A 26,306-nucleotide genomic window follows, 5' to 3' on the forward strand; every position below is an offset into this window, starting at 1 on the left:
GCAGAGTCAGGATGCTTGGTCGCCGGCGCTGTTCGCCGCCTTTGGCAGGCCGATCCAGGCGGTCGCGTCGGCGATGGCTCGGTTCAGGGCCTCGCCGATCTGAGGCGTGGCCAGGTAGACGTTGTCCTCGCCGATCGCCTTCAGGACCCCGGTCCTGGCCAGCTGGGCGAGAACGGACGGGTCGACGCCGATCAGCATGAGCTTGCTGTCGTGGGCGTGGAGCGCCGCCGCGTAGCGCTCGAGGACGGTCACGAAGGTGCTGCCGACCTCGTTCTTGCCGCGCAGGACGATCGCCACCACGGCGCGCCTGGCGTCACCGATCGCCGGCAGCATCTCCTCGACGTTCTTCGCCGCGGCAAAGAAGAGGCTGCCGTAGACATGCAGAAGGGTCAGCTGACGGCTCGCCAGCCGCGGCGGCGCCGCCTGCTCGAGCGGAAAGCCGCCGGGCTGGAGGACCCACTGCACCACCACGACCTTGTTGGCCTGCCGGAACACGTGGAGGACGACGCTGAGCGCCACGCCGAACAGCACGGCGAAGTGCAGGGGAAGGATCAGCGTCGCGCAGAACGTGACGATCATCACCACCGTCGGTATTCGACCGGTCTTCCACGCCATGACCGCCTGGCGAAGGCGCAGCCCCTGGAATCCCGCGACGATCAGCAGCGCGGCAAGGGCGGGCATCGGCACGCGCTCGACCAGCGGCGCGACCAGCAGCACGATCGCGGCGACGAAGAAGCCGACCGAGATGTTCGTCCACCGAGACCGCGCGCCGGCGCCCAGGATCAGCGCCGTTCCCGAGATCGAGCCGCCGGCGGGGATGCCGGCAACGAGGCTGGTGGCGATGTTGGCGGCCCCCTGACCCAGGAAGTCGCGCGAGACGTCGGGGTATCGGCCGTCGGGGTTCGGCGTGCCCTCGCTGACGCCCGCGCCCTGGATCAGGCCGATGATGGCCACCGATACGGCGGGCAGGCTCATCGACAGGAGGAGTGAGAGCGGCGGCAGCGCGAGTTCGGGGAGGGAGCGCTCGATCCCGGTGATGTCGCCGACGGTCGGCACCGCGGCGAAGTAGGAGGCCGTGGTCAGGCTCGGGATCGTCAGCATCGCCAGCCCGGCGGTGGCTCCGGCGATCGCCCCGATGAAGGCGTACCGGCGCCACGGTGACAGCAGGAGCATGACGATCAGCGCCAGGGTCGCGCCGCCGAGCAGCGTCGTGGGCAGCTCGACCTGGTTGATCCGAAGCAGGAGCTCGAGCGCCTGGGCCACCCTGTTGGACAGGGAACTGTCGTAGCCGGTCAGGTGACCGAGCTGGCCGAGGATGATGAGCATGGCCACGCCGTTGAGGAAGCCGACCATCACCGCGTTCGAGACGAAGCGAAGCAGGGACCCCAGCCGCAGGAGGCCGGCCAGCAGCTGGATCGCGCCGGCCATCAGGACCAGCATTGCCAGAGCCTCGGTCCGCTGGCCGGCCGGAATGTCCTCCAGTGCGGCGCCGACGGCCACCGCCAGCGCGGCCGTGGTGGAGACGTTCATGAAGACCGAGCTCGTGAAGAGGGCACCGACCGGCACGGCCACCATCAGGGCATTGATGCCGAGTATCGGATTGACGCTCGCGAGAAGGGCATGGGCCATCGCCTGAGGGACGTTCACGACGGCAAAGGTCAGCCCGGCCACCAGGTCGGAGGCGAGGTTGCGACGGTCGGGCGTCCACCGGTTCAGGGCGTCGAAGCGCTTCATCGCGGGGATCTCCCTCGCGCGGTCGAGCCGAACCACCAGCCGGCAACCCTGGTGAAGGGGCCGCGGAGGAGCACGTAGGGAACGAAGGCGAGGAGAAGCGCCACAATGGCCGCCTCGCCGGGATGAAACGTCTCGAAGACCAGGGCCTGGTAGATCGTATCCATGGCGAGGCCCAGGAGAACGATGCGGGCGGTCGAGATCAGCGCCTCGTGCATGCGCTCGGTGCGTTCTTCCGGACTCGTCAGGATCGTCCGGATGAACGCCGCGCGTCCGATGCGGGCGTCCCTCGTGCCGTCGACCAGCGCGGCCGCCGCTGCCATGACCGGCTGGAGGATGAAGCGGAAGGTCATGGGTCCGCCCGGGCGCTCGAGGATATTCTCCCAGATCCGTGCCAGGACTTCGCCCGACAGGCCGTGCCAGATCGCGCCCGCGACCGCGAAGGTGATCGTGAGCCCGAGGGCCAGTCGCGCCAGGAGAAGCTGGACCCTGGAAGGGGAGCGCGTCACCACACCCCCGTTTCCCCGGCCTGCCCCCGGCCGGAATCGGGCAGCACGGCTCGACGGGCGAATCGGCGGAACGGCGGCACCGCGAGCGCGGCAGGCCCATCCTCAACCAAGATCCCGTCAGTGCCCATGACTTCCTCATGAAGAGGGATCCGCTGCTGTGCGGCGGGAGGAGCACACTTAGCGGAGCGCCGCCCGGGTCACATCGGCGTGGTGTCCCCTGACTGTGCCCGGTGTCCCAATTCGCGAATTGCGGCTTCGCACTCCCGTCCTCGCGGCAGCCGCTTCCGAGGCCACTTTCAATTTGCCACCTGACATCCGCTTTTGGGACGACCGGAATGGCCATGGGACGTTTGGCTCGGGCCGTCCTGCATCGGCGAGCCTAGATTCGCCGCCGGCAAACGGAGCTTGTGGCGGAGATGCATTGCGCACGCGGAGCAGAAACGCCGGACTTCCAGCACGTCATCGCGAGGCACGCATGGACAAGGGAGGATTGACCATGCCATCCCGTCGCACCCTTCTCGGATTGAAGCGCACGCGCAACTGCGCCGCGACGATCGGCTTCCTGATCGGAGTCCTGCCATCGACTCCCGCAAGCAGCCAAAGCGACGAGGACCTTGCCAGGAGCCTTGCCAATCCGGTCGCCGCGTTGATCAGCGTTCCGTTCCAGTTCAACTATGACGCACAGGCGGGTTTCGAGCATGGTGGCCACCTCGCCTATATGCGGTTTCAGCCTGTCGTGCCGGTCTCGATCAGCGAGGAATGGAACGTCGTCTCGCGCACGATCCTGCCCGTCGTGTCGCAGTGGAATACCGCGCCGAACAGCGGCAACCAGTTCGGCCTGGGAGACACCGTGCAAAGTTTCTTCCTTTCGCCGAAAGCACCCACCAGCGGCGGCCTCATCTGGGGTGTCGGCCCTGTCGTCGTGATTCCCACCGGCACACATGTGCTTCTTTCCAACGGGCAATGGGGGGCGGGGCCAACCGGTGTCGCCCTGACCCAGGTTGGACCGTGGACGATCGGCGTGCTCGCCAATCACGCATGGTCGTTCGCCACGGTTCGCGGCAGCGCTCCCTCGTTCAGTGCTACCTTCGTACAGCCCTTCGTCTCCTTTACGACCAAGGAGGCCTGGACCTATTCCCTCAGTTCCGAGAGCACTTACGACTGGTTCGGCGATGCTTGGGCCGTGCCGCTCAACTTCTTGATCTCGAAGGTGGTGAAGGTCGACCAGCAGCCCGTCAGTTTCGGCATCGGCGCTCGCTACTGGGCGGCCACCACCAATACGAGCCCGCAGGGCTTCGGGGTACGTGCCGTGGTGACAATCCTCTTTCCGAAAAGGTAAGGCGAACGATCGGCCTCGCATGAGGCCGCGCGCTTTCTCCTGAGTAAATCGCGGGCAATGGCCTCGATACCATCGCCGGCGGCATCGGACGCGATACCCTCGTGCTTGCCGCTTTCGGCGCCGGTACTGCCGACTGAAATCTCGACTCGGAGCCAGGCCGCGGGACCTTCACCAACCACCCGATCCGCATGGCTGCCCTCTACCCGTCGAGGAGAGATCCGCGGCTGCCTTTCGTCTCTTTCCGTTCCAACATGGTCCATCCTCACGGCCGCTGTGTCGAGGCGAGCGTCAGATAGGGACGCCGGGACCAGTTCTGGGACGGCGCGCCGATGCGCACCGAGAGCCCTTCGCTAGAATTGGGGCACGCCGGAACCCTGTGGCTGGCGGGATGGAGCGACGGATGAGCGGCCTCGTCATTCTTGGTTTCGATGGGCCACGGCTACGAGCGGCCCTCGGCCATCTCGACGGCGTGCCTGCCGGCAAGGAGCCGGTGGGCGCTGCCGAGAGCTGACGCAGGAGGGCGCGGGCGTGGGTCCCCTGGTGCGCGGTCAGCATGGCCAGCCAAGCCGATGCTGGGGCATGTTGTGCTCCGCCGCGTCCGCGATCTTGGTGCTGGCAACCACCTTCGTGCCAGCAGCAGCCACCGCTTCGGGCGGCGACGAGCCGGAGACCGCCGGCGCCACTGGAACGGACGATCCCGACGCATGGCGGTTTCGCGCGACCGCCTATGGCTGGCTCATGAGCGTGAGCGGCACCGTCAACGCCCGCGGCCAGTCGGCCAGTGTGGATGCCGACTTCTTCCAGCTCTTCCAGAAGAGCGACACGCTGGGCGCGCTGATGGGCTATTTCGAAGCCGACAAGGGCAGGGTCGGCGCCTATGCCGATGTGGTCTGGACCAAGCTCAACTTCAGCAGGTCCATGGCGACGTACCGCAATCCGCTGCCGGGCCTGACGCTGAGTGCCAGCGCGAATGCCGCGCTCACCTACACGATGACGATCGTCGAGTTGGGAGGCATCTACGAGGTCGCGAAATGGAGCCACGGGCGCGGTTCGTTCACGGCCTTGGACGGGCTGCTCGGCTTTCGCTACTGGAACAACTCCGCCGACCTGGCCCTCGATGCGACCGCAGGGATCAATGTCGCGCCGCTCGGCCTCGAGCGCAGTCGCAGCTTTGCCGTGGCGCGGTCCGGCAGCCTCCAATGGGTCGACCCGCTGGTCGGCCTGCGATTGCGCCACCAGTTCACGCCCCGCCAGGATGCCTTCCTGCGCGCCGATATCGGCGGTTTCGGATTTCAGGACCGGCTCGCCTGGCAGGCGGTTGCCGCCTACTCGTACGCCTGGCCCCTCGGCGGCTACCAGGTGGCCGGCGTCGTCGGCTATCGGGCGCTCGGCCTCAATGCGGTCAACGGCTCCGGCCTGAACGACAACAGCATTGGCCTTGTGCTGCATGGACCGATCGTGGGCCTGAGCGTCAGGTTCTGACGGCAGGCATCGCTGCGCGCAGCAGGGAGGGAGCAGATCGAATGCCAGGAACGCCGCCTACCGACGCCGGCCGGTTTGCGATCGAGGCCCTGCGTTCGTATTGGCTGTTGTTTGGTCTCGTCGGCGGCGCCTTCATCCTGGGCGCCGCCGTGGCCATCTGCGTGCCGGCGCTGTCGTCCCTCCCGCCCAACGAAGTGCTTGGCCTCGTGTTGCTGCTCGTCGGCATCGCGCAGATCGTGCAATCGGGGATGATGCAGCGGACCGTCCTGTTCGCCTGGTGCCTGGCGCTCGGCGGCGTGGCAGCGGTCGGCGGCGTCCTCGTCTACATCGAGCCGTTTCCCGGCATCGCGATCAAGACCCTGACGATGGCGCTCGTCTTCGCCCTTCATGGTGCCACTCAGATCGCCTTCGCGGTGAAGATCCGGCGCCTGGGCGGATGGTACTGGTTCGCCGTGGCCGGGGGCTTCGCGGTGCTCGCGGGCGGGGTGCTGACAATGACGCTCCCCTACGGCCATTCGTTCACGCCGGCCACGGTCGGCGGCCTTTCGCTCGGCTTCACCGGACTGGCCTACATCACCGTCGCCAAAGTCGCGCGCCGTACCTGACGTCGACCTCGCCCAGGGGCACAACAGAGGAAGAAGACCATGCTGATTTCCGCCGAATCGACTTTCGCGAACTTTCTTGCCAACGCTTTCGCCGTGTTCGTGTTCATCCTGTGGTTCTGGCTGTTCATCACGGCCGCCAGTGACCTGTTCCGGCGCAGCGATATCTCGGGGCTGGGCAAGGTCCTTTGGGTGATCCTTCTCATCGTGCTGCCCTACCTCGGAATCTTCGCCTACATCCTCACCCAGGGCGCTGGCATGGCGGAGCGCAATCGCTTGCAGGCGAGGCAGGCGCGCGACGAGTTGCGCCAGATCGTCGGCTTCAGCTCGGCCGACGAGCTCGTGAAGCTCGGGCGTCTGAAGGCCGAGAACGCCATCTCCGACCAGGAATATGCGCGTCTGAGGGCCCGCATCGTCCAGTAGGAGGTGCGCGGGACGCCGCCGGCGGCGGGCCTGCCCGTGCCCGGAATCCCGATCCCGTACCGTGCGTCTCAAATCGGCCTCCGGCGCACGGTCCGGGCTTTCCCGGGCACCTGCGCCGGACTAGGGAAGCGTCTGGTCATTCCTGCCGGGCATCGGCAGGCGGAGGCATTTCATGCTGACCACGCGCTTCGCGACGTCCGGCCTGCCGAGCGGAAACCAGTTCGATGCCTGGCGCGACTGGTACGACGCGGTCTTCGAGACAACGACCGAGACCGGGAAACGTGCCGGCTTCGAGGCTGCCAATTCCAACTGGATCGTCGGCGGCCTGACCGTCAGCCAGGTGGATTCGGCACCGGTTGCCGTCGCCCGAAGCCGATCCTTCGTGCGCCGCAGCCCGGTCGATCATTGGGTGGTGACGCTCAGCGATCGCAGCACGAGCGAGGTCGCGGCCGGCGATCGCAGGTTTCGCGTGCCGCCCGGCGTGCCGTTCCTCCTGTCGCTGGGCCAGGACATGGCCATCCGGAGGACGGTTGGCGAATCGCGCATGCAGATCCTGCTGTCGCGCGACACCTTCGCCGGCTCGAGGCAGCTTCTCGATTCGGCCGTCGGCATCCCGCTACAGGGGCCGCGGGGCGCGCTGCTCGCCGACTTCCTGGGCATGGTGAGAGCCAGTGTCCCGACCCTGACCGGCGAAGAGGCGTCGCGGTTGACGGGCGCGGTGCAGAGCATGCTCGAGGCCTGCCTGGGCCCGTCGGACCGTCGCGTGGAAGGTGCCGGGAAGCCGATGGCCGCCACCTTGATGGAGCGCGTGCGCAAGGCGGTGGCTCGCCACCTCTATTCGCCGTCCCTCGGCGCCGCGAAGCTGTGCCGGGAGGCCGCCACGTCGCGCTCGCAACTCTACCGCCTGCTCGAGGGGCAGGGAGGAGTCGCCCAGTACATCCAGCGCCGCCGCCTGAGCGAGAGCTTCGCCATTCTCTGCGACACGTCGCACGACTTTTCCATCGGGCGCGTCGCCGAGATGCTGTGCTTCGCCGACGCCTCGGGTTTCAGCCGGGCATTTCGCCGCGAGTTCGGTGTCACGCCGAAGGAAGTGCGTCTGGCCGCGCTGAGCGGCTTGCCGCCGGCGCCGCCGAGTCGCGATGATTCTCCCGCGGGTCGTTTTCGCGACTGCCTGCGATGCTCCTAGAACATTCCACAGTGTGACGTGCGATGGCGGCGATTCAGGCGCGATGATCGAGGGCGGCGCCTGCCAGAGACGGCGCGCCGCGCAGGCAGGCGACGAAGCTGCCCCTCTCTGCCTCGTGCGCGCCCGCCCCGGCCGGGATCGGCGGCAGGCCGGCCCGTGCTGCGTCGCGGACGTCGCTCGGGCTCACGCCGAATTCGCGACGGAAGGCACGCGCAAAGCTCGACGAATCTGCGAAGCACAACATCTCGGCGATCGCCGCGATGGTCGTGGTTGCCGGCAGATCGCAGAGCATGGAGAACGCCTCCGACAGGCGCTGCTTCTGAATATAGTGACCGACGCCGCCTTCACCTTCCAGCAGGCGATAGAGTTGCGAACGCGACGTGGCGGCTTCCCGGCAGATCAGCTCGGGGCCAAGCGCGGACGAGCGCAAGTGCCGGCGGATCGCCCGGCGGACCTTTTCCATCAACGTTACGTTGATGAGCGGTCGGGCTTCGCCGAGTCGTTGGGCCGACGGCGCAAGGCAGGCCGCAATCATGGCGCGGGTCGCATCGGTCAGGCGCAGCGCATCCGTCTCATCGAGGGTCGGCAGGTTGCGCAGCAGCACACGCATGTAGTCGGCCAGGAGGGCGCCCCCGGCCGGCTGCAACGGTCTTGCGCAACAGGCGTCGAGCAGAGGGGCGATGCCATGAAAGGAATCGCGGGAGAGGTAGAGCTGAATGCGGTCGTCGGCTTCGCGCTCGTTCTTCATTGTCTGGCCGAGCGACACCACGAAGGGCACGCCTGCCGGCGCCGTCAGGGTCGTGCTGCCCGTGTCGAGCCACGTGACGCTGCGCCGGCCGAGCGTGATGGCCCAGTGATCGACGGGCTCGCGGCGAAGGAGCGTCTTCGTGCGCAGGACCGACAGACCCGGCGCCGTCACGTGGTTGAGGGCGAATCCATCCAGGTTCCAGGCGCGGGCGTGGGCGGTGAAACCGTCGTCGCCGGCATGCAGAGTCGAGGTGTCGAATACCCGGCCGTACCATGCCTGCCACGCCTCGAGCTGTTGCTGCGCGGGAAGCTTGCTGGTGCCGAATTCACTGTACCTCATTGGCACTGGCCTCCTGGGGCCCGAACGATGGCACAATTTGCATGCTAAAAGCAATAATACAATGGGACGCTGCCGGGGAAGCGAGCAGGGTTACGCTCCGGACGACAGGCCGGGCATCGGATTTGGCGGACCACGCGCAAATCTCGACGCTGGCTACCGCCCATCAATAGCGTTGTGACGAACCGCGCCCTTGATCTGTCTCAAGGTGAGACGGCGTTCCGCGGCTGGAATCCTGAAGCAGCGCGTGCGGCGGCCGCGCCCCGCCCTCACTCCAGCAGGCTGGGCAGGTAGAGGCTGATCTGCGGGAACGCCACCAGCAGGATCACCACGACGATGTCGACGGCGATGAACCACAGCAGGCCGCGGAAGATGGTCGACAGCGGGACGGCGTCGCCGACCACCGACTTGATGACGAAGGCGTTGAGGCCGACCGGCGGGGTGAGCAGCCCGATCTCGAGCAGCATGACGACCAGCACGCCCATCCAGATCAGGTCGAGGCCGGCCGCCTTCCACATCGGCAGCAGGATCGGCAGGGTGATCAGCATGATGCCGATCGGGTCGAGGAAGCAGCCCAGGATCAGGTAGATCACGACCATGAAGAAGATGACGCCGAAGGCGCCGAGCTCCATCTCCTTCACCATGTCGCCCATGAACTGCGGCAGGCCGGCCAGCGCCAGGAAGCGGGTCAGCAGCACGGCGCTCACCGCGATCAGGAAGATCGAGGCGCCCGAGTGCAGCGTGTCGACGATGCTCTCCTTGAAGGTCTGGCGGGTGAGGCCGCCGCGCAGCCAGGCGATGATCATGGCGCAGAAGGCGCCGAAGGCCGCCGCCTCGGTGGCGGTGGTGAGGCCGCTGTAGATGCCGCCGATGACGCACAGGATCAGCGCCGGGATCGGCCAGACCTTGAGCAGGATGGCGAATTTCTCGGCCAGCGTCGGCCGGTCGGGCGGCGGCGGCGCGGCGTCGGGCTTCACCACGCAGTAGGTGATGATGAAGGCGGCGAACAGGGCGGCGTTCAGCAGGCCCGGGAAGATGCCGGCGATCAGCAGCTTGCCGATCGGCGTCTCGGTGTACCAGCCGAAGATCACGAAGGCGATGCTGGGCGGGATCATCGATCCCAGCGTCCCGGCGGCGGCGACGGTTGCCGTCGCCAGCGCCGGATTGTAGCGGTAGCGCAGCATCTCCGGGATGGCGAGCCGCCCCATGGCGGCGGCGGTCGCCACCGACGAGCCCGAGGCGGCGGCGAACATCGCCGAGGCGAAGTTGGCCGCGACCGCCAGCCCGCCGGGCAGGCGGGCCAGCCATAGCCGCGCGGCGTCGAACAGGGAGGAGGTCAGCCCGCCGCGGAAGGCGATGCCGCCCATCAGCAGGAACATCGGGATGGCCGACAGGTTCCACGAGGCCGAGAACTCGAACGGCGTCGAGCCGACGACGCGCAGCGAGGTGTCGAGGCCCTTGAGCGCCCAGATGCCGGCGAAGGAGGTGAGGCCGAGCGCGATGGCGATCGGCACGCGGATCGCCATGAGGGCGATCATGCCGACCAGGCAGACGAAGGCCAGTGTGATCGAATCCATGCCGCGCCCTAGAGGTGGTGATCGCCGAGACCGGCCTTCGTGGTGCCGTCGTAGCGCTGGCCGGTGCGGCGCAGGTGGAGGTCGTCGAAGATGTTGTAGAGCGCCACGACCGCGGCGAGGCCGCAGGCGGCCGCCAGGATCCAGCGCATCGGCCACACCGGCAGCTCGAAGTAGGTGGCGTCCTGGGTCTCGCCGATCTCCATCTTGTCGATCGCGCGCAGGATGCCCATGACGCCGAGCAGCGCCAGGTAGATCACGGTCGCCACCCCGACGATGGCGTCGAGCCGCAGCAGGTCGCGCGGCGCCATCTTCTGGGTGAACAGCTCGACCACGATCAGGCCGCGCGAGGCCAGCACGTGGGGCAGCGGCAGGAAGGTGCAGGCCACCATGTAGATGAAGGAGACGATCTCGAGCGTCCCCATGATGGGCGCGTTCAGCGCCACCTTGAGGATCACGTCGGCCGCCACGTGCAGCATCATCGCCAGGATCGCGACCGCGCCCGCCCACAGCATGGCGTTCGCGGTCACGGTGAGGACGCGGCCGATCCCTCTCATGGGCTTGCCCGTTCCGGCGCCGGCTTCAGGTCGGCCGGCCTACCACTTCACCTTGTCGAAGACCTCGCGCTGCAGGGCGGCGGCGAACTTGGCCTTGTCGCCCTTGATCTCCTGCTCGTCGATCTTCTGCCACTTGGCGACCAGCGCCATGTAGGTGTCGATCAGCTGGTCGGCGTTCTTGATGCCCTTCTTCTTGCCCTCTTCCTTGACCCGCGCCAGCTCCTTCAGCGCGTACTCGTCGTAGGCCTTGGAGAAGTCGGGGCCGGGCTTGTTGAACTTCACGCCCTTGGACGCGGCCGTCTCGCGCACTTCCTTGCTCTCGGCGAGGTAGCCGAAGGTCACGTCGGCGGCCAGGATCGGCATGTTGCGCTTGATCATCGCCTTCTGGTCGGCCGGCAGCTTGTTCCACACCTCGGCGCTCATGCCCCACAGCAGCCCGCCATGGTAGGTGCCGATGGTGGTGTCGAGCACGTTCTTGGCGACGTCCCACAGGCTGTAGGACTTGAGCCACGAATCGGCGCCCATGTTGCAGTCGACCTGGCCGCGCTGCAGCGCCTCGTAGGTTTCGTCGCTGGTCAGGTTGACCGGCACCAGGCCGAACGACTTGAACATGATCGACCAGGCGGCGGCCGAGCGGATCTTCTTGCCCTTGAACTCCTCGAGCGTACGCAGGTCGGGCTTGCACATGATCGTGTAGGGCGCCGTCGAATAGTGGGCCATCGAGATGATGCCCTGCTTCTTCTGGTCGGCCAGGCATTCCGGGCAGGCCACCAGGTTGAACTCGTTGGTGGCGCCGGCCATGGCGACGCTGTTGCGTCCCAGCACGGCCAGCTCGGTGACGAGGAAGCTGTGCGGCAGCTGCTTGGGCACGTAGCTGTCGACGATCATGCCGGCCGCCACCAGCCCGTCGCGGATCGAATCGACCGCCGCCGTGGCCTTGGCCACCGAGCCGCCGGTGAACATCTCGATCCTGATCGCGCCGTTGCTTTCCTTCTCCAGGCGCTTGGCCATCGGCTCGATGCCGACCGTGTTGTTGACGTGCGTCGGCGGCAGGTAGGTGCCGTAGCCGAGCTTGGTCTCGGCCCGGGCGGAAGAGGCCGTCGCGACGAGGCCGAGCACGGCAACCGTGCGCCAGAGAGTGGAACGCAAGACATCCTCCCGATCAGAAGCTTCGTTGTTCGGGGGCGACGTTACTGTGCGCTTGCCGCCGATGCCTAGCGCCCGTCGGCTCTGCGTTTCGCAACTCGGATGAAGGACCGTCCTTTGCGCCGCGCACCTGCGGCGCGTTTCGCGAGTCGAGGCGGCACTCTCATCTCCTACCTCCCGGCGCGCCGGCGCGGGGAGGTGGCCCGAAGGGCCGGAGGGGTCATGGAGCCCAACCGCGACGCTCCCGACCCCTCTGTCCGCTGCGCGGACACTCTGCTTGGGGAGGAAGAAACAAGCGCTGCGGAGCAAGCATGAAGCGATCGGAGCGCGGACCTCCAGGTCCGCTCACGATCATGATGCGGACCTGGAGGTCCGCGCTCCCAGGACGCGCAGCAAGGCCGCGTGCCTCAGGCCAGCCGCGTGCGGATGGCGATCGTCGAGGTGAGCGTGCGATGGACGGGGCACCTGTCGGCGATCTGCAGCAGGCGCTCGCGCTGCGTCTCGTCCAATGGACCCTCCAGCTCGAGCTGGCGGTCGATCCGGTCGAGCATGCGTTCCTCCTTCTCGCAGGCGGCGCAGTCCTCGGCATGGGTGCGTTCGTGCTTCAGCCGCACCCGCACGCGTTCCAGCGGCCATTTCTTCTGGCGCGCGTAGAGGCGCAGCGTCATGGCGGTGCAGGCGCCCAGCGCCGACAGGAGATACTCGTAGGGCGAGGGACCCCTGTCGCTGCCGCCGACGGCGACCGGCTCGTCGGCGGTCAGCACGTGCGGACCGCTGCGGACGGTCTCGACGAACGGGCCGAGGTTGCTGTCCTCGACGATCACGATGCCGGGCGGGGTGGGCTCTGCGGGGTCGCTCACGGGTTCCTCCATGCTCTGCGGCGATGCGGATGGCGCGTTGCGAGGGCGCTTGGCCCCGGCACTTGGCCCGGGCACTTGGCATGCACGGCCGTCCTGGGCCAGTCTGCGGCGGCGACGGCCGATCCGCTCGCCTGCCCCAAGGAGCCAGCATCCCGTCCGGCGCGTCAATCCTCCGCCATGTGGGCCTCCGCCATCTCGGCCTCCGCCATGTCGGCCTCGTCCCGCCCTACCGGTTCGAACGGACGATCCTGGCGGGCGTTGCTGTCCTGCTGGCCCTGCTCGCCCTGGCCGCGGCTTTGTGGATGCGCGCCACGGGCGAGCTGGCGCTCGGCGGCCCGCGCGGTACCTACTTCCTCTATCTCGCGCTCCTGCTTCTCCTGGCGCTCGCGCTGGTGCCCTGGCCGCGCCTGGCGGGCGTGGTGCTGGTGCTGGCGGCCTTCGAGCTGGCCTGGGGCGCCGGCCTGTTCGCCCTCCACCGCGCCGGGCTCGCCGGCCAGTCGCTGATGCCGCCGCTGCAGGCCGAGGCGCCGCGCTTCGAATGGCATCCGCTGCTGCAGGCCGTGCCGATCCCGTCGCTCGACCTCACCAGCCGCACCGGGCTCGCCGTCCATCACACGCGCGAGGGCACGCGCGGCCGCGACCCCGCGGGCAGCCTGGCGGGACGCACGGTCGTGGCGACGGTGGGCGGCTCGACGACCTACGATGTCGGGCTGGGCGAGGGCGACACCTGGAGCGACCGGCTGGCCGAGGCGCTCGACCGCGGCGCCGACAGGGACCGCTTCTTCGTCGTGAACCACGGCGTGCCCGGCTACACGACGGCCGAGCACCTGATCCAGACGGCGTTCTTCCTCGACCGGTTCGGCCGGACGCCGCGCTGCGCCGTCTACTATGTCGGCTGGAACGACCTGCGGAACGCCCACATCCCGGGCCTCGACGCCGGCTACGCCGACTTCCACCTGCCGAGCCAGATCGATTCGCAGAAGCTGCGGCGGGTCGGCGGCTCGACCGTGACCTTCTCGCCGCTCGGGACGCTCCTGGGGCGCATCATCGACGCCAACGTCGACACCGTGCGCTATGCCGTCGATCCCTATGCGCTGGCGCCGGGGACGGGCGACGATCCGCGGCTGGCCGCGCTCTACGAGCGCAACATCCGGTCGATCTCGGCGATCAACCGCCAGCACGGCATCCGCACGATCTGGGTCGGGCAGCTGCTCAACCGCGACCAGCTCACGGGCGAGGGCCGCTACGGCTGGCTGCCGCTGGTCCGCGACCGCGACCTGTGGCCCCTGCAACAGCGCTACAACGCCCTGCTGGCGCGAACCGCCGCGTCGCTGGGCGACCTCTATGTCGGAGTGCCCGCCGAGGACTTCCGCGATGCCGACTTCGTCGACCAGGGCCACTTCTCGCCGGCCGGCGCGCGCCGCTTCGCCGCCGCCCTGGCGCCGGTCGTGCGCGAGGCCTGCCGCTGAGGCGGGATGAGATCGACTGAAAGCGAATCGGGCCGGCCTTGACCACAGTGCTTGAAAGAACACAACTTAAGTTATAGAATGTCGGTTCGTTGCGCGGCGACCCCGCGTGCTCCCTGCTTGTGTTCTTGAGCCGAGGCCGGAGAAGGCGCGACCGACCCTGCGTGTCCCCTCGGTCCGCCGTCTGCGGATGGGATGAGCTCCGATTTTTTCGATGGCCCGATTCCAGCAGCGAAACTTGCGCAACTATCTTAATTCGCCACGAGGCCCAACCGGTAGGGGGTGCGATCTCGAAGGGCTACCAGACGCTCCGTCGGAAATGCCGGAAATACCGGAAAATGCCGACAAGACACCTCACCCGATCTGGGCCAAGGTCCGGCGATGATTTCCCAGGTTCCTGTCGGCATCGGCGATTTCGAGCGCGCCTTTGCTTTCTATTCGGCCTTCCTGCCGGCGGAGCGCCGGTCGTGACGCGCGTCGTCCTCGTCACGGGCGCCTCGTCGGGCATCGGCGCGGCGACCGCCCGGGCGCTGGCCGCAGCCGGCACCGCGATCGCCGTCCACGCCCGCAGGAACCGCAGCGGCGCCGACAAGGTGGCCGCCGCCGTCCGCGAGCGCGGCGGCGAGGCGTTGGTCGTCGAGGGCGACCTCGCCCGGCCCGGCACGGCGGCCCGGCTGGTCGAGGAGACCGCGGCCGCGTTCGGCCGGCTGGACGTCGTGGTGAGCAATGCGGGCTTCGCCGATCGCCGGCCGACCAGCGCGCTCGACCGCGCCGCCTGGGACGAGAGCCAGGCCGCCATGCCGGCGGCCTTCTTCGAGCTGGCGGCGGCGGCCCGGCCGTTCCTGGTCGAGGCCGGCCCGGCGGCGCGCCTGATCGGCGTGTCGTCCTTCGTCGCCCATGCCTATGCGCGCGGCCTGCCGATGTTCCCCGCCTCCGCCGCCGCCAAGGCCGGCATCGAGGCGCTGGCCCGCGCGCTCGCGGTCGAGCTTGCCCCCTCGGGCGGCACCGTGAACTGCGTGGCGCCCGGCCTGATCGAGAAGGACGCCGACGCCCATGTGGCGCTGCCGCGCGAGCGCATGATCGAGATGAGCCGCCTGGTGCCGCTGGCCCGCTACGGCCGGCCCGACGAGGTGGCCGGCGTGATCGCCTTCCTCTGCTCGCCGGCCGCCGGCTACGTCACCGGCCAGACGATCCACGTCAACGGCGGCCTGACTCTGTAAGACGGGAAGACATTGGGTCGACTCACCTCATGCTCCTCTCCCCCGTGAGGGGGAGAGGTTGGGTGAGGGGGTTGTCGCTGTTCCGCCGGGCTCCGATAGCATCACAACCTCGAAGTGGCGCGCCCCGGCAAGCTGGTGATGGACCTCAAGTCCTCGCGCCATGGAGCGGGACCCTTATCCACCGGGCGCGGCCGGCTGACGCGGCCGCTGTCGGATTTCTGTAACCGAACCGTCGTCCCGATGCAGCCTGCCGCCGCTACCCAGCGAAGAGTAGCTTCGCGAGGGGTCCAGTGCTGCGACTGGAAGACGTCACCAAGAGTTTCGGAACCAAGCATGCCGTCGACCGGGTCTCGCTGACCGTCCCGACCGGCCAGCTCGTCGGCGTGATCGGCCGCTCGGGCGCCGGCAAGTCGACCCTGCTGCGCATGATCAACCGGCTGGGCGATCCGACCAGCGGCCGCATCCTGTTCGGCGACACCGACGTCACCGCGCTGCGCGGCCGCGAGCTGCGCCACTGGCGGGCGCGCTGCGCCATGATCTTCCAGCAGTTCAACCTGGCCGGCCGGCTCGACGTGCTGACCAACGTCATGATGGGCCGCGCCTTCCGCGTGCCCGCCTCGCGCGCCCTGCTCAAGCTCTGGAACGACGGCGAGAAGGCGCAGGCCCTGTCGGCGCTGGAGAGCCTCGACATGGCGCGGCTCGCCAGCCAGCGCGCCGACACGCTGTCGGGCGGCCAGCAGCAGCGCGTCGCCATCGCCCGCGCCCTGGTCCAGGAGCCCGAGATCGTGCTGGCCGACGAGCCGATCGCCTCGCTCGACCCGCGCAACACCAAGGTGGTGATGGACGCGCTCCTGCACATCAACAAGCACTTCGGCATGACCGTGATCTGCAACCTCCACAGCCTCGAGGTGGCGCGCACCTACTGCGACCGCCTCGTGGGCATGGCGGCCGGCCGCGTCGTGTTCGACGACGTGCCGGAGGCGCTCACCGACGCCGTCGCCCGCGACCTCTACGGCCTGGAGGCCGGCGAGATCATGGGCGAGGCGGTCCGCCACGGGCCCGTGCCGGTGGCCGGGCAGCCGGGCTACGCCCTCGCCGGCTCGTAATTCCTCAACCAGGAGAAATAAGCATGCTCACCCGTCGTCTCGCCCTGGGAGCGGCCCTCGCCGCCACCGCCTTCGCCGGCGCGGCCCATGCCCAGAGCTGGAAGTCCGCCTATCCCGAGCTGGTGCTGGCCGTCGTCCCGGCGGAGAACGCCTCGGGCGTCACCGACCGCTACGGTCCGTTCGTCGAGTACCTGTCGCAGGCGCTGGGCACCAAGGTGACGCTGCGCGTCGCCAACGACTACGCCGCCGTCATCGAGGGCCAGCGCAACGGCAGCATCCACATCGCGGGCTACGGCCCGGCCTCCTATGCCCGCGCCGTCGTCACCGGCGTCAAGATCGACCCGTTCGTCACCTCGGTGAACGGCGACGGCACGATGGGCTACTACTCGGTCTTCTACGTGCGCGCCGACAGCCCCTACAAGACGGTCGACGACCTCAAGGGCAAGAACCTCGGCCTGGTCGACCCCAACTCGACCTCGGGCAACAACGTGCCGCGGTTCGCGCTGAACAAGATGAAGATCAACCCGGAGTCCTTCTTCGCCAAGGTCACCTACACCGGCAGCCACGAGAACGCCGTGCTGGCCCTGCAGCAGAAGACGGTCGACGTGGCCGCCAACTGGTGGAACTCCGAGGACGATTCGAACCTCACGCGCATGGCGAAGAAGAGCCTGGCGAAGAAGGACGACTTCCGGATCGTCTACAAGTCCGACCTGATCCCGAACTCGCCCTACGCCTATCTCGACTCGCTGCCGGCCGACCTGAAGGCGGCGATCACCAAGGCCTTCCTCGAGGCGCCGACCAAGGCCAAGGCCGCCTTCGACAAGCTGTCGGACGGCAAGGACCGCGAGTTCGTCAAGGTCGACACCAAGTACTACGAGCCCGTCGTCGAGCTGATCAAGTTCGTCGACCAGCTGCGCAAGCAGAAGAGCTGAGCCGCGCCTCTCCTCCCCTTCGCGGAGCCCGCGACGGGGAGGTGCCCGCGCAGCGGGCGGAGGGGTCATGACGCAGCCCATGACCCCTCCGTCGGCGCAGACGCCGCAGCGTCTTGGCCGCCGAGCGGCCAAAAGCGCTTAGCCTCCCCGGCATAGCCGGGGAGGAGGGAGCAGCAGGTCATGAGTTCCCCCATCGCCATCCTGCCGGAGCCGCAGCTCAGGCCGCTGATCGACGCCTACGAGGCGTCGGTGCGCAGCCGGCGCCTGCACACGCTGATGGTGCTGGCGTGCATCGTGGCGGCGGTGCTGCTGTCCTCGGTGTCCGCCGAGGTGTCGCCGCGCCTGCTGTTCGACAATATCGACCGCTTCCCGAGCTACATCGTCCGCCTGTTCCATCTCGAGAACGGCCAGCCGGTGTGGAGCGATTTCGGCGAGTGGTTCTGGGGCCTGCCGCGCTGGCTCCGCCTGCTCGGCGAGACGCTGCTGATGGCCTATGCCGGCACGGTGATGGGCGCCGCCGGGGCCTTCGTGCTCTCCTTCCTGGCCGCCGCCAACGTGGCGCCGAGCCGCTGGCTGCGCGTCGTGGTGCGGCGCTTCTGCGAGCTCTGCCGGACGGTGCCGGAACTCGTCTTCGCCCTGATCTTCGTCGTCGCCTTCGGCCTCGGGCCGGTGGCCGGCGTGCTCGCCGTCGCCATCCATACGGTGGGGGCGCTGGGCAAGCTGTTCGCCGAGGTGGTCGAGAACATCGACCTCAACCCCGTCGAGGGCATAACGGCCAGCGGCTCGTCCTGGGCGGTCGCCATGCGCTTCGGCGCCCTGCCGCAGACCCTGTCGAACTTCGTGAGCTACACGCTGCTGCGCTTCGAGATCAACGTGCGCAGCACGGCCGTGATGGGCTTCGTCGGGGCCGGCGGCATCGGCCAGGACCTGATCGAGGCGATCCGAAAGTTCTACTATTCCGACGTGTCGGCGATCCTGGTGCTGATCGTGATCACCGTGTCGATCATCGACAGCCTGACCTCGGTGGTGCGGCATCGCCTGATCGGCCTCGAGGGGAGGCAGTGATGCCCGGCCTGCCGACCGTCGACCTCGCTTCCCTGCGCAGCCGCCATCCCCAGCACTTCCAGCGCATGGACGGACGGCGCCGTGCGACGATCGCCACGGCCGCCGGCATGGTCGCGCTCCTGGTCTTCGCGCTCGCCCAGCTCGGCTTCTTCGACGGCCGGCTGATCGACGGGATGGGGCGGCTGGCCGGGATGGTGGCGATGATGCTGCCGCCGCTGCCGCGCGACATGTCCCAGGTGCGGCTCCTGTCCTCGGCGCTGCTCGAGACCGTGGCCATCTCGCTGCTGGGCACGCTGGGCGCCGCGCTGCTCGCTTTTCCGCTGGCCTTCCTCGCCGCCCGCAACATCACGGCGCAGCGCATCGTGCGCTTCCTGTCGCGCCGCTCGCTCGACACGATCCGCAGCGTCGACATCCTGGTCTGGGCGCTGATCTGGGTGAACGTGGTCGGGCTCGGCCCCTTCGCCGGCGCGCTCGCCATCATGACGGCCGACATCGGGACCTTCGGCAAGCTCTTCTCGGAGGCCATCGAGGCAGCCGATCGGCGGCCGGTCGAGGGCATCGTGTCGACCGGCGGCGGGCGGCTGCTCGGCGTGCGGTTCGGCATCATCCCCGAGGTCTTCCCCGTGCTGGCCAGCCAGGTGCTCTACTTCTTCGAATCCAACACCCGCTCGGCCAGCATCATCGGCATCGTCGGGGCGGGCGGCATCGGCCTCCACCTCGCCGAAGCCATCCGCACCCTGGAACTTCAGCAGACATCCTTCATCATCCTCATGATCCTGATCACCGTGGCCATCATCGACTTCGTCTCCAGCCGCCTGCGCTTCGCCGTCATCGGTCGCCGCGGAGGCGCAGCTTGAGCGGCGCCCCGGCGCCGGCAGCCGCTCCCCGCTATGCCCTCTACTACGCACCGCGGCCCGACGAGGGGCTGGCGGTGGCGGCGAGCCGCTGGCTCGGCCGCAACCCCGATTCCGGCCAGGCGCGGCCGCTGGCGGCGGCGGGTCCGTTCGGTCGCGACCGCCTCGAGGCCATCACCGCCGAGCCCCGCCTCTACGGCTTCCACGGCACGCTGAAGCCGCCGATGGCGCTCTGCGACGGCGCGTCGGAGAGCGACCTCCTGGCGGCGGTGGGCCGCTTCGCCGCCGGCCGCCGGCCCGTCTCGGTGCCCTCGATGCAGCTCGCCGGCCTCTCGGGCTTCATGGCCTTCGTGCCGGCCCAGCCCTCGGCCGAGCTGCAGGACCTGGCCGATTCCTGCGTCATCGAGTTCGACGAGTTCCGCCGGCCGGCCGACGAGAGCGAGCTGGCGCGCCGCCGCGCCGCCTGCCTGTCGCCGCGTCAGGAGGAGCTCCTGGTGCGCTGGGGCTATCCCCACGTGCTGGAGCAGTGGCGCTTCCATCTCACGCTCACCGGGCGGATCCCCGACGAGGGCGAGCGCGCGGCGGTGGCCGAGCTGCTGCAGCGGCATTTCGGCGGCTTCATCGACCGGCCGCTGGCGGTGCGCGACCTCTGCGTCTTCCGCCAGCCCGCGCCCGGCCGGCCGTTCCTGGCGATGGCGCGCTTCAGGCTCGGCGGAGGGCGCCGGGTGAGCAGTGAAGTCTGGCCAGCGTCCTGACGAAGCTGTCGGCCGCGACGTCGATCGGCCCGTCGTTGACGATGGTGACCAGCCGCGGATCGCGGATCGAATAGGCGGTGCTGCGGGCCAGCCGCTGCGCCGCCTCGACCGCGTTCTCGCGGCCGCGGGCCGCCAGCCGCGACTGCAGCGCACCGGACGGGGCCGTGATCAGCAGCGGATGCAGGTCGGCGTCGCTGCCGGCGATCTTCTCGTAATGCTCGCGCGAGCCGCTGACCACGACGGTGAGGCCGATCGCCCGCCACGCCTGGATCTCGCGGCCGATCCCGTAGTCGTTGCCGTGGGCGTGCCAGTGGTAGGCGAACAGGCCGTGGCCGCGGCGCAGGGCGAACTCGGCCCGGCTCAGCGAGACATGGTTCTCGCCGCCGACATCGGCCGGCCGGGTGATGTAGCGGTGGGCGAAGGCGACCGGCGCCTCCGGCGCCAGCATCGCCCGCGCCCGTGCGAGGACCGAATCCTTGCCCGCGCCCGAGGGACCCATGACGTAGACCAGGGCGCCGGTCATGGTCTTTGCTCGAGTTCCTCTCCCCCGGCAGGGGGAGAGGCTAGGTGAGGGGGAGCCGACGGCTGTAACCCCCTCACCCAACCTCTCCCCCAATCGGGGAGAGGAGCATGATTTGAGGATGCACCCGGTGTCCCTCGCCTCACACCACCCGCTCGCCCTCGCGCCACACGGCGCGGACCATCGGGGCGTCGTCCTGCAGGCGGACCCGCACGAGATCGGCGCGGCGGCCGGCGGCGATCTCGCCGCGGTCGCCGAGGCCCACGGCCTCGGCGGGAATGCGCGAGGCGAGGCGGACCGCCTGCGGCAGCGAGATGCCGACGTCGGCGGCGCTCAGGCGGAACAGGCCTTCCATCAGGCTGGCCGGCACGTAGTCCGACGACAGGATGTCGGCCTGGCCGTCGCGCAGCAGGTCGATGGCGGCGATGTTGCCGGAATGCGAGCCGCCCAGCACCAGGTTGGGGGCGCCGACCAGCACGGCCATCCCGCCCTCGCGCGAGGCCTCGGCGGCCTCCCGGGTGGTCGGGAACTCGGCGATGGTCATGCCGTCGCCCACCGCCTCCGCGACATGGGCGCGCGTGGCGTCGTCGTGGCTGGCCAGCGGCAGGACGCGGGCCTGGGCGCGGGCCACGATCTCGCGGCGGTGGCGCGCGGCGTTGCGCGCATGCTGGTCGAGGGCCCGGGCGTGGAAGACCTCGAACTGCTCCTCCGTCATGGCGAACTTGCCCATGTAGTACTGCTTCAGCTTCTCGGGATCGAGGAACTGGCGCTGCCCGGGCGTGTGGTCGTTGATCGAGATCAGGCCGACCAGCGGCAGGTCGATCCAGCGGTCGACCGCCTCGACCGCGTCGTCCGGCGTCACCTCGCAGCGCAGGTGCAGGCGATGTTCGGCCCGCGACAGGCGGCGATCGCTGACGGCGCAGATCGCCTCGACCATGCGGGCGCGGTTCTTGACCCGGTCGCTGTCGCCGCGCACGTCGCCAAGCGAGAGCGAATCGAACACCGTCGTGATGCCGGCGGCGGCGATCTGCGCGTCGTGGGCCATGACGGCCGGCAGGCTCGGCCACTGCACGCCGGGCCGCGGCGCGAAGTGCTTCTCGAGATTGTCGGTGTGCAGCTCGACCAGGCCGGGCAGCAGGAAGTCGCCCTCGAGGTCGATCGCCCCGGCCGCGTCGCTGCGGCCGCAGGCGGTCTCGACGACCTGGCCGTCGCGGACCAGGACGGTGCCGTCGATCACCGCGTCGGCGGTGACGATGCGGCCGTTCGTGAAGACCAACTCCGTACTCATGCGGCGACTCCCGGAACGATCTCGTGGACGCGGTTGGCCAAGAGCTCGCGGACGCCGACATCGTGGAAGATGCCGACGATCGCCGAGCCGGCGTTGCGGCGCTGGGCGATCAGCTCGACCACGCGGTCGCGGTTGTCGGCGTCGAGCGAGGCGGTCGGCTCGTCGAGCAGCAGCAGCGGGTAGTCGACGATCAGCGAGCGGGCGATGTTGACGCGCTGCTGCTCGCCGCCGGAGAAGGTGGCGGGCGGCAGCGCCCACAGGCGCTGCGGCACGTTGAGCAGAGCCAGCAGGAACTCGGCGCGGTCGCGCGCCTCGCCGGCCGGCGCACCCAGCCGCAGCAGCGGCTCGGCCACCACGTCGATGGCGGCGACACGCGGGATCACCCGCAGGAACTGGCTGACGAAGCCCACGGTGCGGCGGCGGACCGCGAGCACGGTGCGCGGCTCGGCGCCCACCAGCTCGGCCCAGGCGTCCTCGTGGCGGACGCGGATCGAGCCGACATCGGCGCGGTAGTTGCCGTAGAGCGCGCGCAGGAGCGTGCTCTTGCCGGCGCCCGACGGGCCGACCAGCGCCAGGCACTCGCCGGGCGACACGGCCAGCGCCACGTCGCGCAGTACCGGCAGGGCGAGGTCGCCATGGGCATGGACGACGAACGACTTGGTGAGGCCGGCGACCTTGAGGACCGGGCCGCCATGTTCCCTGGGATCGCGGGCGGGCGCGGAGGTCCGCGGCCCGGCGGTCGATGAGAGGTCGGCGTATTCCATCGTCACACCGGCAGGATCGAGGCGACAAGCATCTGGGTGTAGGCGTGCTGCGGATCGTCGAGCACCTGGTCGGTCAGCCCGTGCTCCACGACGGCGCCGCCCTGCATCACCATCAGGCGGTGGGTGAGCAGGCGGGCGACGCCGAGATCGTGGGTGACCAGGACGGCAGAGAGGTCGAGCGTGCCGACCAGTCCGCGCAGCAGGTCGAGGATGCGCGCCTGCACCGAGACGTCGAGGCCGCCGGTCGGCTCGTCCATGAAGACCAGGCGCGGGCTGCTGACCAGGTTGCGGGCGATCTGGAGGCGCTGGCGCATGCCGCCGGAATAGGCCGTCGGCCGGTCGTCGATCCGGTCCTCGTCGATCTCGACGCGCGCCAGCCAGTCGAGCGCGGTGCGGCGGATCCCGCCATAGTGGCGGGCGCCGACCGCCATCAGCCGCTCGCCGATGTTGGCGCCGGCGCTGACGCCCATGCGCAGCCCCTCGCGCGCGTCCTGGTTCACGAAGCCCCATTCGGTGCGCGACAGGAGCCGCCGCCGCGCCTCGCTGAGGCCGTGGACGTCGACCCGGCCGTACGCGGCGGAATCGTAGGCGACCGTGCCGGCGTCCGGCATCAGCCGTCCGGCCAGGCAGTTGAGCAGCGTGGTCTTGCCGGAACCCGATTCGCCCACGATCCCCAGCACCTCGCCGGGCCACAGGTCGAAGTCGATGTCGTGGCAGGCGACGCGGCCGCCGAACCGCTTGCCGAGCCCGCGCGCCGAGAGGATCGGGTCGCTCATGACCGGCGGCCCTCGCAATAGTCGGTATCGGAGCAGACGAACAGGCGCTTGCCCGAATCGTCGACGATCATCTCGTCGAGGAAGCTCTCGCGCGAGCCGCACAGCGCGCAGCACTCGCGCCAGGTCTCGATCTCGAACGGGTGGTCGTCGAAATCGAGGCTCTTCACCTCGGTGTAGGGCGGCACCGCATAGATCCGCTTCTCGCGGCCGGCGCCGTAGAGCTGCAGCGCCGGGCTGCGGTCGAGCTTGGGATTGTCGAACTTGGGGATCGGCGAGGGGCTCATGATGTAGCGCCCGTTCACCATCACCGGATAGTTGTAGGTCTTGGCGATGCGGCCGTGGCGGGCGATGCTCTCGTAGAGGCTGACCTGCATGACGCCGTACTCGCTGAGCGCATGAAGCGTGCGCGTCTCGGTCTCGCGCGGCTCGAGCATGCGCAGCGGCTCGGGGATCGGCACCTGGAACACCAGGATCTGGCCTTCGACCAGCGGCGTCTCGGGCACGCGATGGCGGGTCTGGATGATCGTCGCCTCGGGGGTGCGCGTGGTCGTGGCGACGTCGGCGACGCGGGCGAAGAAGCGGCGGATCGAGACGGCATTGGTCGTGTCGTCGGCGCCCTGGTCGATGACCTTGAGCGTGTCCTCGCGGCCGATGATGGCGGCCGTGACCTGGATGCCGCCGGTGCCCCAGCCGTAGGGCAGCGGCATCTCGCGGCCGCCGAACGGCACCTGGTAGCCCGGCACCGCCACCGCCTTCAGGATGGCGCGGCGGATCATCCGCTTGGTCTGCTCGTCGAGATAGGCGTAGTTGTAGGCGCCGTCGGCGACACTGCTGTCCGGCATCGCCTACTCCGCCGCCTGGCCGAGCGGGCCCGGCACCGCATCGGCCGTGTCGTCCGCGGCCGCGCCCCGGCGCCGCCGCGCCTCGGCCTCGGCGCGCAGCATGCGCACCACGACCAGCTCCGACTGGAAGTCGACATAGTGCGGCAGCTTGAGATGCTGCACGAAGCCCGACGCCTCGACATTGTCGGAATGCGCCAGCACGAACTCCTCGTCCTGCGCCGGCGAGGTCGCGCCTTCCGACAGCTCGTCGGCGCGCAGCGCGCGGTCGACCAGCGCCATCGACATGGCCTTGCGCTCGGCGTGGCCGAAGGCGAGCCCGTAGCCGCGCGTGAACTGCGGCGGCACGTCGTGCGAGCCGGCGAACTGGTTGACCATGTCGCACTCGGTGATCTCGATCTCGGCGATGTCGATCGCGAAGCCGAGCTCCTCGGGCACGAACGCCACCGGCACGTGGCCGTAGCGGATCTCGCCGACGAACGGATGGTTGTTGCCGTAGCCGCGCTGCGTCGAATAGCCGAGCGCGAGCAGGAAGCCCTCGTCGCCGCGCATCAGGTTCTGCAGGCGCACCGGCCGGCTGGCCGGCAGGGTGAGCGGCTGGCGCGTGAGGTCGGGGGCGTCGGCCGTCTGCGGCGGCGGCTCCAGCATGCCCTCGCGCTCGAGCAGGTCGCCGACGCGCGGCAGCCCGGCTTCGGTGTCGGCCGGGGCGGTCGGCGCCACCGGCCGGTCGGCGGCGGCCGCCAGCGAGAAGTCGAGCAGCCGGTGGGTGTAGTCGTAGGTCGGTCCCAGCACCTGGCCGCCCGGCACGTCCTTGAAGGTCGAGGAGATGCGGCGCTCGGCGGTCATGCGCGCGGTGTCGATCGGCAGCGAATCGCCGAAGCGCGGCAGGGTGGTGCGGTAGGCGCGCAGCAGGAAGATCGCCTCGATCAGGTCGCCGCGCGCCTGCTTGACGGCGAGCGCGGCCAGCGAGCGGTCGTAGCAGGAGCCCTCGCTCATCACGCGGTCGACGGCGAGGCCGAGCTGCTGGTCGATCTGCTCGAGCGACAGTTCCTCGATCGCGCGATCGCCGCGCCGCTTGTCCGCCACCAGCTCCAGCGAATTGGCGATGGCCGTCTCGCCGCCCTTGACCGCGACATACATCTCAGACCTCCACGGCAATGCCGCGCGGCAGCGCGCACAGCGCCTGCCCGGCGGTGAACACGACGTCGACGCCGGCGGGGAAGAGCGCACGGTTCTCCGCCCAGGCGCGCCAGAAGCCGTCGTCCGGACCGTCGATGGCGACGCGGGCGCTGCCGTTGATGCCGGGGCCGCGCCACAGCCGCTCGCGGCCGCCGGCCAGCGCCGGCACCTCGACGACCAGCGTCGCCGACCGGTCGGGATAGGCGTCGCTGCCGACCGCGAAGTCGGCGAAGCCGCCCGGCATGTCGGCGGGGAGGACGGCGAAGGTCGCGTCCGAGCGCCCGGCCGCGACGGGCGCGCCGGCGTGGAAGCGCAGGAAATCGCGGATCTCGGCGCGGTCATAGGGCGCGTCGAGCCACACCGGCGTATCGCGGTCGGCGATGGTCAGCAGGTAGGCCACGGCGGCCGGGCTCAGCGTGCCGGGACCGGCCGGCGCCGCGGGGAGGGTGACGATGCGGCCGGGATGGGCGGTGGCCTCGAGCACGGCGCGGAAGATGCGCTGGGCATCGTGCGCCGGGTCGGCGAGGCCGGGAGCCAGCGCGGACAGGGCGGCCGGGCCGGTCATGTGCCGGCCTCGCGCGCCACGGTGAAGAACTCGACGCGCGTCGCGGCGGCGCGGGCGGCGATGGCACGGCGGCGGGCGTCGGCCTCGGCGGCCAGCGGGGCGATCACGGCGGCCTCCAGCCGGTCGCGCCAGTCCGGGCGCTGGCCGAGCGCGTCGATGGTCGCGGCGATCTCGGCATGGCGCGCGCTGCGCCCGCCGACATAGCCGATGCCGACCTCGCCGGTGGCCAGCCGCACGGCGGCGCGCGTCGTCGTCATCTCGCCGGCGGCGAAGGGCGCGCCCGAGCCCGAGATGCGGCCCTTCACCATGACCAGGCCGGTCTCGGGTCGACGCAGGAGGGAATGGGCCGGCGGCTCGCCGAGGGCCTGCCAGAGCTCGGTCAGGCGGGCGACGGGTGCCTTGGCGAGGACGGACAGCCAGCGCTGCCGGCGCTGAGGCTCGGGGTCTTCGACGGACACGGACGGGGACATGGCGACGCTCGGTT

Annotated in this window: 27 protein-coding genes; 12 read left to right on the forward strand and 15 right to left on the reverse strand. The window is 69.6% G+C overall.

What is annotated here, in order from left to right; translation table 11 throughout:
- Positions 1-6: 6 nt before the first annotated feature.
- The gene (locus ACO073_RS06640) at positions 7-1,734 is read right to left on the reverse strand and encodes a SulP family inorganic anion transporter (protein WP_421996366.1); all 1,728 of its coding nucleotides are present in this window, start codon (positions 1,732-1,734) and stop codon (positions 7-9) included.
- On the reverse strand, positions 1,731-2,240 hold the full coding sequence (locus tag ACO073_RS06645) for a hypothetical protein (protein ID WP_421996367.1): 510 nt from the start codon (positions 2,238-2,240) through the stop codon (positions 1,731-1,733). Before ACO073_RS06645 ends, ACO073_RS06640 begins: the two co-directional genes overlap by 4 nt.
- 496 nt (positions 2,241-2,736) lie before the next feature.
- On the opposite strand from ACO073_RS06645, the gene ACO073_RS06650 reads away from it, so the two are divergent.
- The 5 genes from ACO073_RS06650 (at position 2,737) to ACO073_RS06670 (ending at position 7,272) form a co-directional block, all read left to right on the forward strand.
- Positions 2,737-3,579 (forward strand): transporter, encoded by an 843-nt coding sequence (locus tag ACO073_RS06650; protein WP_421996368.1) that lies wholly within the window; start codon positions 2,737-2,739, stop codon positions 3,577-3,579.
- Positions 3,580-4,107: 528 nt separating this feature from the next.
- Complete coding sequence (locus tag ACO073_RS06655) at positions 4,108-5,061, forward strand: hypothetical protein (RefSeq protein ID WP_421996369.1); 954 nt, start codon at positions 4,108-4,110, stop codon at positions 5,059-5,061.
- Positions 5,062-5,102: 41 nt separating this feature from the next.
- Positions 5,103-5,666, forward strand: a complete 564-nt coding sequence (locus ACO073_RS06660) for an HdeD family acid-resistance protein (protein WP_421996370.1) — start codon at positions 5,103-5,105, stop codon at positions 5,664-5,666.
- Between the two features lie 39 nt (positions 5,667-5,705).
- The gene (locus ACO073_RS06665; protein WP_421996371.1) at positions 5,706-6,086 is read left to right on the forward strand and encodes a PLDc N-terminal domain-containing protein; all 381 of its coding nucleotides are present in this window, start codon (positions 5,706-5,708) and stop codon (positions 6,084-6,086) included.
- Positions 6,087-6,258: 172 nt separating this feature from the next.
- A complete protein-coding gene (locus ACO073_RS06670; protein WP_421996372.1) occupies positions 6,259-7,272 on the forward strand; it encodes a helix-turn-helix domain-containing protein in 1,014 nt (337 codons plus the stop codon).
- A gap of 34 nt (positions 7,273-7,306) precedes the next feature.
- On the opposite strand, the gene ACO073_RS06675 is transcribed toward ACO073_RS06670, so the two are convergent.
- The 5 genes from ACO073_RS06675 to ACO073_RS06695 form a co-directional block, all read right to left on the reverse strand.
- Positions 7,307-8,359 (reverse strand): helix-turn-helix domain-containing protein, encoded by a 1,053-nt coding sequence (locus ACO073_RS06675; protein WP_421996373.1) that lies wholly within the window; start codon positions 8,357-8,359, stop codon positions 7,307-7,309.
- Between the two features lie 266 nt (positions 8,360-8,625).
- Positions 8,626-9,933, reverse strand: a complete 1,308-nt coding sequence (locus ACO073_RS06680; protein WP_421996374.1) for a TRAP transporter large permease — start codon at positions 9,931-9,933, stop codon at positions 8,626-8,628.
- An 8-nt stretch (positions 9,934-9,941) separates the two neighbouring features.
- On the reverse strand, positions 9,942-10,487 hold the full coding sequence (locus tag ACO073_RS06685; RefSeq protein WP_421996375.1) for a TRAP transporter small permease: 546 nt from the start codon (positions 10,485-10,487) through the stop codon (positions 9,942-9,944).
- A 39-nt stretch (positions 10,488-10,526) separates the two neighbouring features.
- Positions 10,527-11,636: a C4-dicarboxylate TRAP transporter substrate-binding protein gene (locus ACO073_RS06690; protein ID WP_421996376.1), complete on the reverse strand. Its 1,110-nt coding sequence runs from the start codon at positions 11,634-11,636 to the stop codon at positions 10,527-10,529.
- Positions 11,637-12,040: 404 nt separating this feature from the next.
- Positions 12,041-12,493, reverse strand: coding sequence for an OsmC family protein (locus ACO073_RS06695; protein WP_421996377.1), 453 nt, complete (start codon positions 12,491-12,493; stop codon positions 12,041-12,043).
- Between the two features lie 179 nt (positions 12,494-12,672).
- On the opposite strand from ACO073_RS06695, the gene ACO073_RS06700 reads away from it, so the two are divergent.
- The 7 genes from ACO073_RS06700 to ACO073_RS06730 all read left to right on the forward strand — a co-directional run bounded on the left by ACO073_RS06700 (position 12,673) and on the right by ACO073_RS06730 (position 19,891).
- Positions 12,673-13,962 (forward strand): SGNH/GDSL hydrolase family protein, encoded by a 1,290-nt coding sequence (locus ACO073_RS06700; protein WP_421996378.1) that lies wholly within the window; start codon positions 12,673-12,675, stop codon positions 13,960-13,962.
- 464 nt (positions 13,963-14,426) lie between these two features.
- Positions 14,427-15,179: an SDR family NAD(P)-dependent oxidoreductase gene (locus ACO073_RS06705; protein WP_421996379.1), complete on the forward strand. Its 753-nt coding sequence runs from the start codon at positions 14,427-14,429 to the stop codon at positions 15,177-15,179.
- A 290-nt stretch (positions 15,180-15,469) separates the two neighbouring features.
- Positions 15,470-16,285 carry a phosphonate ABC transporter ATP-binding protein gene (gene phnC, locus ACO073_RS06710; RefSeq protein ID WP_421996380.1) on the forward strand — a complete coding sequence of 272 codons (816 nt, stop codon included), beginning with the start codon at positions 15,470-15,472 and terminating at the stop codon, positions 16,283-16,285.
- Between the two features lie 23 nt (positions 16,286-16,308).
- Positions 16,309-17,217, forward strand: coding sequence for a phosphonate ABC transporter substrate-binding protein (gene phnD / locus ACO073_RS06715; protein ID WP_421996381.1), 909 nt, complete (start codon positions 16,309-16,311; stop codon positions 17,215-17,217).
- Between the two features lie 180 nt (positions 17,218-17,397).
- Positions 17,398-18,282, forward strand: coding sequence for a phosphonate ABC transporter, permease protein PhnE (gene phnE / locus ACO073_RS06720; RefSeq protein ID WP_421996382.1), 885 nt, complete (start codon positions 17,398-17,400; stop codon positions 18,280-18,282).
- Complete coding sequence (gene phnE, locus ACO073_RS06725; RefSeq protein ID WP_421996383.1) at positions 18,282-19,139, forward strand: phosphonate ABC transporter, permease protein PhnE; 858 nt, start codon at positions 18,282-18,284, stop codon at positions 19,137-19,139. The genes phnE (ACO073_RS06720) and phnE (ACO073_RS06725) overlap by 1 nt, the downstream gene beginning before the upstream one ends.
- Entirely contained in the window at positions 19,136-19,891 is a 756-nt protein-coding gene (locus tag ACO073_RS06730) for a DUF1045 domain-containing protein (RefSeq protein ID WP_421996384.1), read from the forward strand. The genes phnE (ACO073_RS06725) and ACO073_RS06730 overlap by 4 nt, the downstream gene beginning before the upstream one ends.
- Here the strand turns inward: ACO073_RS06730 and phnN are convergent.
- The 8 genes from phnN to phnG all read right to left on the reverse strand — a co-directional run bounded on the left by phnN (position 19,839) and on the right by phnG (position 26,280).
- On the reverse strand, positions 19,839-20,414 hold the full coding sequence (gene phnN, locus ACO073_RS06735; RefSeq protein ID WP_421996385.1) for a phosphonate metabolism protein/1,5-bisphosphokinase (PRPP-forming) PhnN: 576 nt from the start codon (positions 20,412-20,414) through the stop codon (positions 19,839-19,841). The genes ACO073_RS06730 and phnN overlap by 53 nt on opposite strands.
- A gap of 139 nt (positions 20,415-20,553) precedes the next feature.
- Positions 20,554-21,699, reverse strand: coding sequence for an alpha-D-ribose 1-methylphosphonate 5-triphosphate diphosphatase (locus ACO073_RS06740; RefSeq protein WP_421996386.1), 1,146 nt, complete (start codon positions 21,697-21,699; stop codon positions 20,554-20,556).
- A complete protein-coding gene (phnL, locus tag ACO073_RS06745) occupies positions 21,696-22,463 on the reverse strand; it encodes a phosphonate C-P lyase system protein PhnL (RefSeq protein WP_421996387.1) in 768 nt (255 codons plus the stop codon). Before phnL ends, ACO073_RS06740 begins: the two co-directional genes overlap by 4 nt.
- A gap of 2 nt (positions 22,464-22,465) precedes the next feature.
- Complete coding sequence (gene phnK / locus ACO073_RS06750; protein ID WP_421996388.1) at positions 22,466-23,239, reverse strand: phosphonate C-P lyase system protein PhnK; 774 nt, start codon at positions 23,237-23,239, stop codon at positions 22,466-22,468.
- The gene (locus ACO073_RS06755; protein ID WP_421996389.1) at positions 23,236-24,081 is read right to left on the reverse strand and encodes an alpha-D-ribose 1-methylphosphonate 5-phosphate C-P-lyase PhnJ; all 846 of its coding nucleotides are present in this window, start codon (positions 24,079-24,081) and stop codon (positions 23,236-23,238) included. Before ACO073_RS06755 ends, phnK begins: the two co-directional genes overlap by 4 nt.
- Before the next feature lie 3 nt (positions 24,082-24,084).
- Positions 24,085-25,218, reverse strand: coding sequence for a carbon-phosphorus lyase complex subunit PhnI (locus tag ACO073_RS06760; protein WP_421996390.1), 1,134 nt, complete (start codon positions 25,216-25,218; stop codon positions 24,085-24,087).
- 1 nt (position 25,219) lies between these two features.
- Complete coding sequence (gene phnH / locus ACO073_RS06765; protein ID WP_421996391.1) at positions 25,220-25,822, reverse strand: phosphonate C-P lyase system protein PhnH; 603 nt, start codon at positions 25,820-25,822, stop codon at positions 25,220-25,222.
- Positions 25,819-26,280 (reverse strand): phosphonate C-P lyase system protein PhnG, encoded by a 462-nt coding sequence (gene phnG, locus ACO073_RS06770; protein ID WP_421996392.1) that lies wholly within the window; start codon positions 26,278-26,280, stop codon positions 25,819-25,821. Before phnG ends, phnH begins: the two co-directional genes overlap by 4 nt.
- Positions 26,281-26,306: the final 26 nt, after the last annotated feature.

The organism is Reyranella sp., assembly GCF_965229815.1.
Taxonomy (GTDB): Bacteria; Pseudomonadota; Alphaproteobacteria; order Reyranellales; family Reyranellaceae; genus Reyranella.

What these genes read in the sequence shown, in the direction of transcription:
- ACO073_RS06640 (WP_421996366.1), bottom strand. Translation starts at nt 1,734, where the DNA reads ATGAAGCGCTTCGACGCCCTGAACCGGTGGACGCCCGACCGTCGCAAC.
- ACO073_RS06650 (WP_421996368.1), top strand. Translation starts at nt 2,737, where the DNA reads ATGCCATCCCGTCGCACCCTTCTCGGATTGAAGCGCACGCGCAACTGC.
- ACO073_RS06660 (WP_421996370.1), top strand. Translation starts at nt 5,103, where the DNA reads ATGCCAGGAACGCCGCCTACCGACGCCGGCCGGTTTGCGATCGAGGCC.
- ACO073_RS06665 (WP_421996371.1), top strand. Translation starts at nt 5,706, where the DNA reads ATGCTGATTTCCGCCGAATCGACTTTCGCGAACTTTCTTGCCAACGCT.
- ACO073_RS06670 (WP_421996372.1), top strand. Translation starts at nt 6,259, where the DNA reads ATGCTGACCACGCGCTTCGCGACGTCCGGCCTGCCGAGCGGAAACCAG.
- ACO073_RS06675 (WP_421996373.1), bottom strand. Translation starts at nt 8,359, where the DNA reads ATGAGGTACAGTGAATTCGGCACCAGCAAGCTTCCCGCGCAGCAACAG.
- ACO073_RS06680 (WP_421996374.1), bottom strand. Translation starts at nt 9,933, where the DNA reads ATGGATTCGATCACACTGGCCTTCGTCTGCCTGGTCGGCATGATCGCC.
- ACO073_RS06685 (WP_421996375.1), bottom strand. Translation starts at nt 10,487, where the DNA reads ATGAGAGGGATCGGCCGCGTCCTCACCGTGACCGCGAACGCCATGCTG.
- phnD (WP_421996381.1), top strand. Translation starts at nt 16,309, where the DNA reads ATGCTCACCCGTCGTCTCGCCCTGGGAGCGGCCCTCGCCGCCACCGCC.
- phnE (WP_421996382.1), top strand. Translation starts at nt 17,398, where the DNA reads ATGAGTTCCCCCATCGCCATCCTGCCGGAGCCGCAGCTCAGGCCGCTG.
- phnE (WP_421996383.1), top strand. Translation starts at nt 18,282, where the DNA reads ATGCCCGGCCTGCCGACCGTCGACCTCGCTTCCCTGCGCAGCCGCCAT.
- phnN (WP_421996385.1), bottom strand. Translation starts at nt 20,414, where the DNA reads ATGACCGGCGCCCTGGTCTACGTCATGGGTCCCTCGGGCGCGGGCAAG.
- ACO073_RS06740 (WP_421996386.1), bottom strand. Translation starts at nt 21,699, where the DNA reads ATGAGTACGGAGTTGGTCTTCACGAACGGCCGCATCGTCACCGCCGAC.
- phnL (WP_421996387.1), bottom strand. Translation starts at nt 22,463, where the DNA reads ATGGAATACGCCGACCTCTCATCGACCGCCGGGCCGCGGACCTCCGCG.
- phnK (WP_421996388.1), bottom strand. Translation starts at nt 23,239, where the DNA reads ATGAGCGACCCGATCCTCTCGGCGCGCGGGCTCGGCAAGCGGTTCGGC.
- ACO073_RS06755 (WP_421996389.1), bottom strand. Translation starts at nt 24,081, where the DNA reads ATGCCGGACAGCAGTGTCGCCGACGGCGCCTACAACTACGCCTATCTC.
- ACO073_RS06760 (WP_421996390.1), bottom strand. Translation starts at nt 25,218, where the DNA reads ATGTATGTCGCGGTCAAGGGCGGCGAGACGGCCATCGCCAATTCGCTG.
- phnH (WP_421996391.1), bottom strand. Translation starts at nt 25,822, where the DNA reads ATGACCGGCCCGGCCGCCCTGTCCGCGCTGGCTCCCGGCCTCGCCGAC.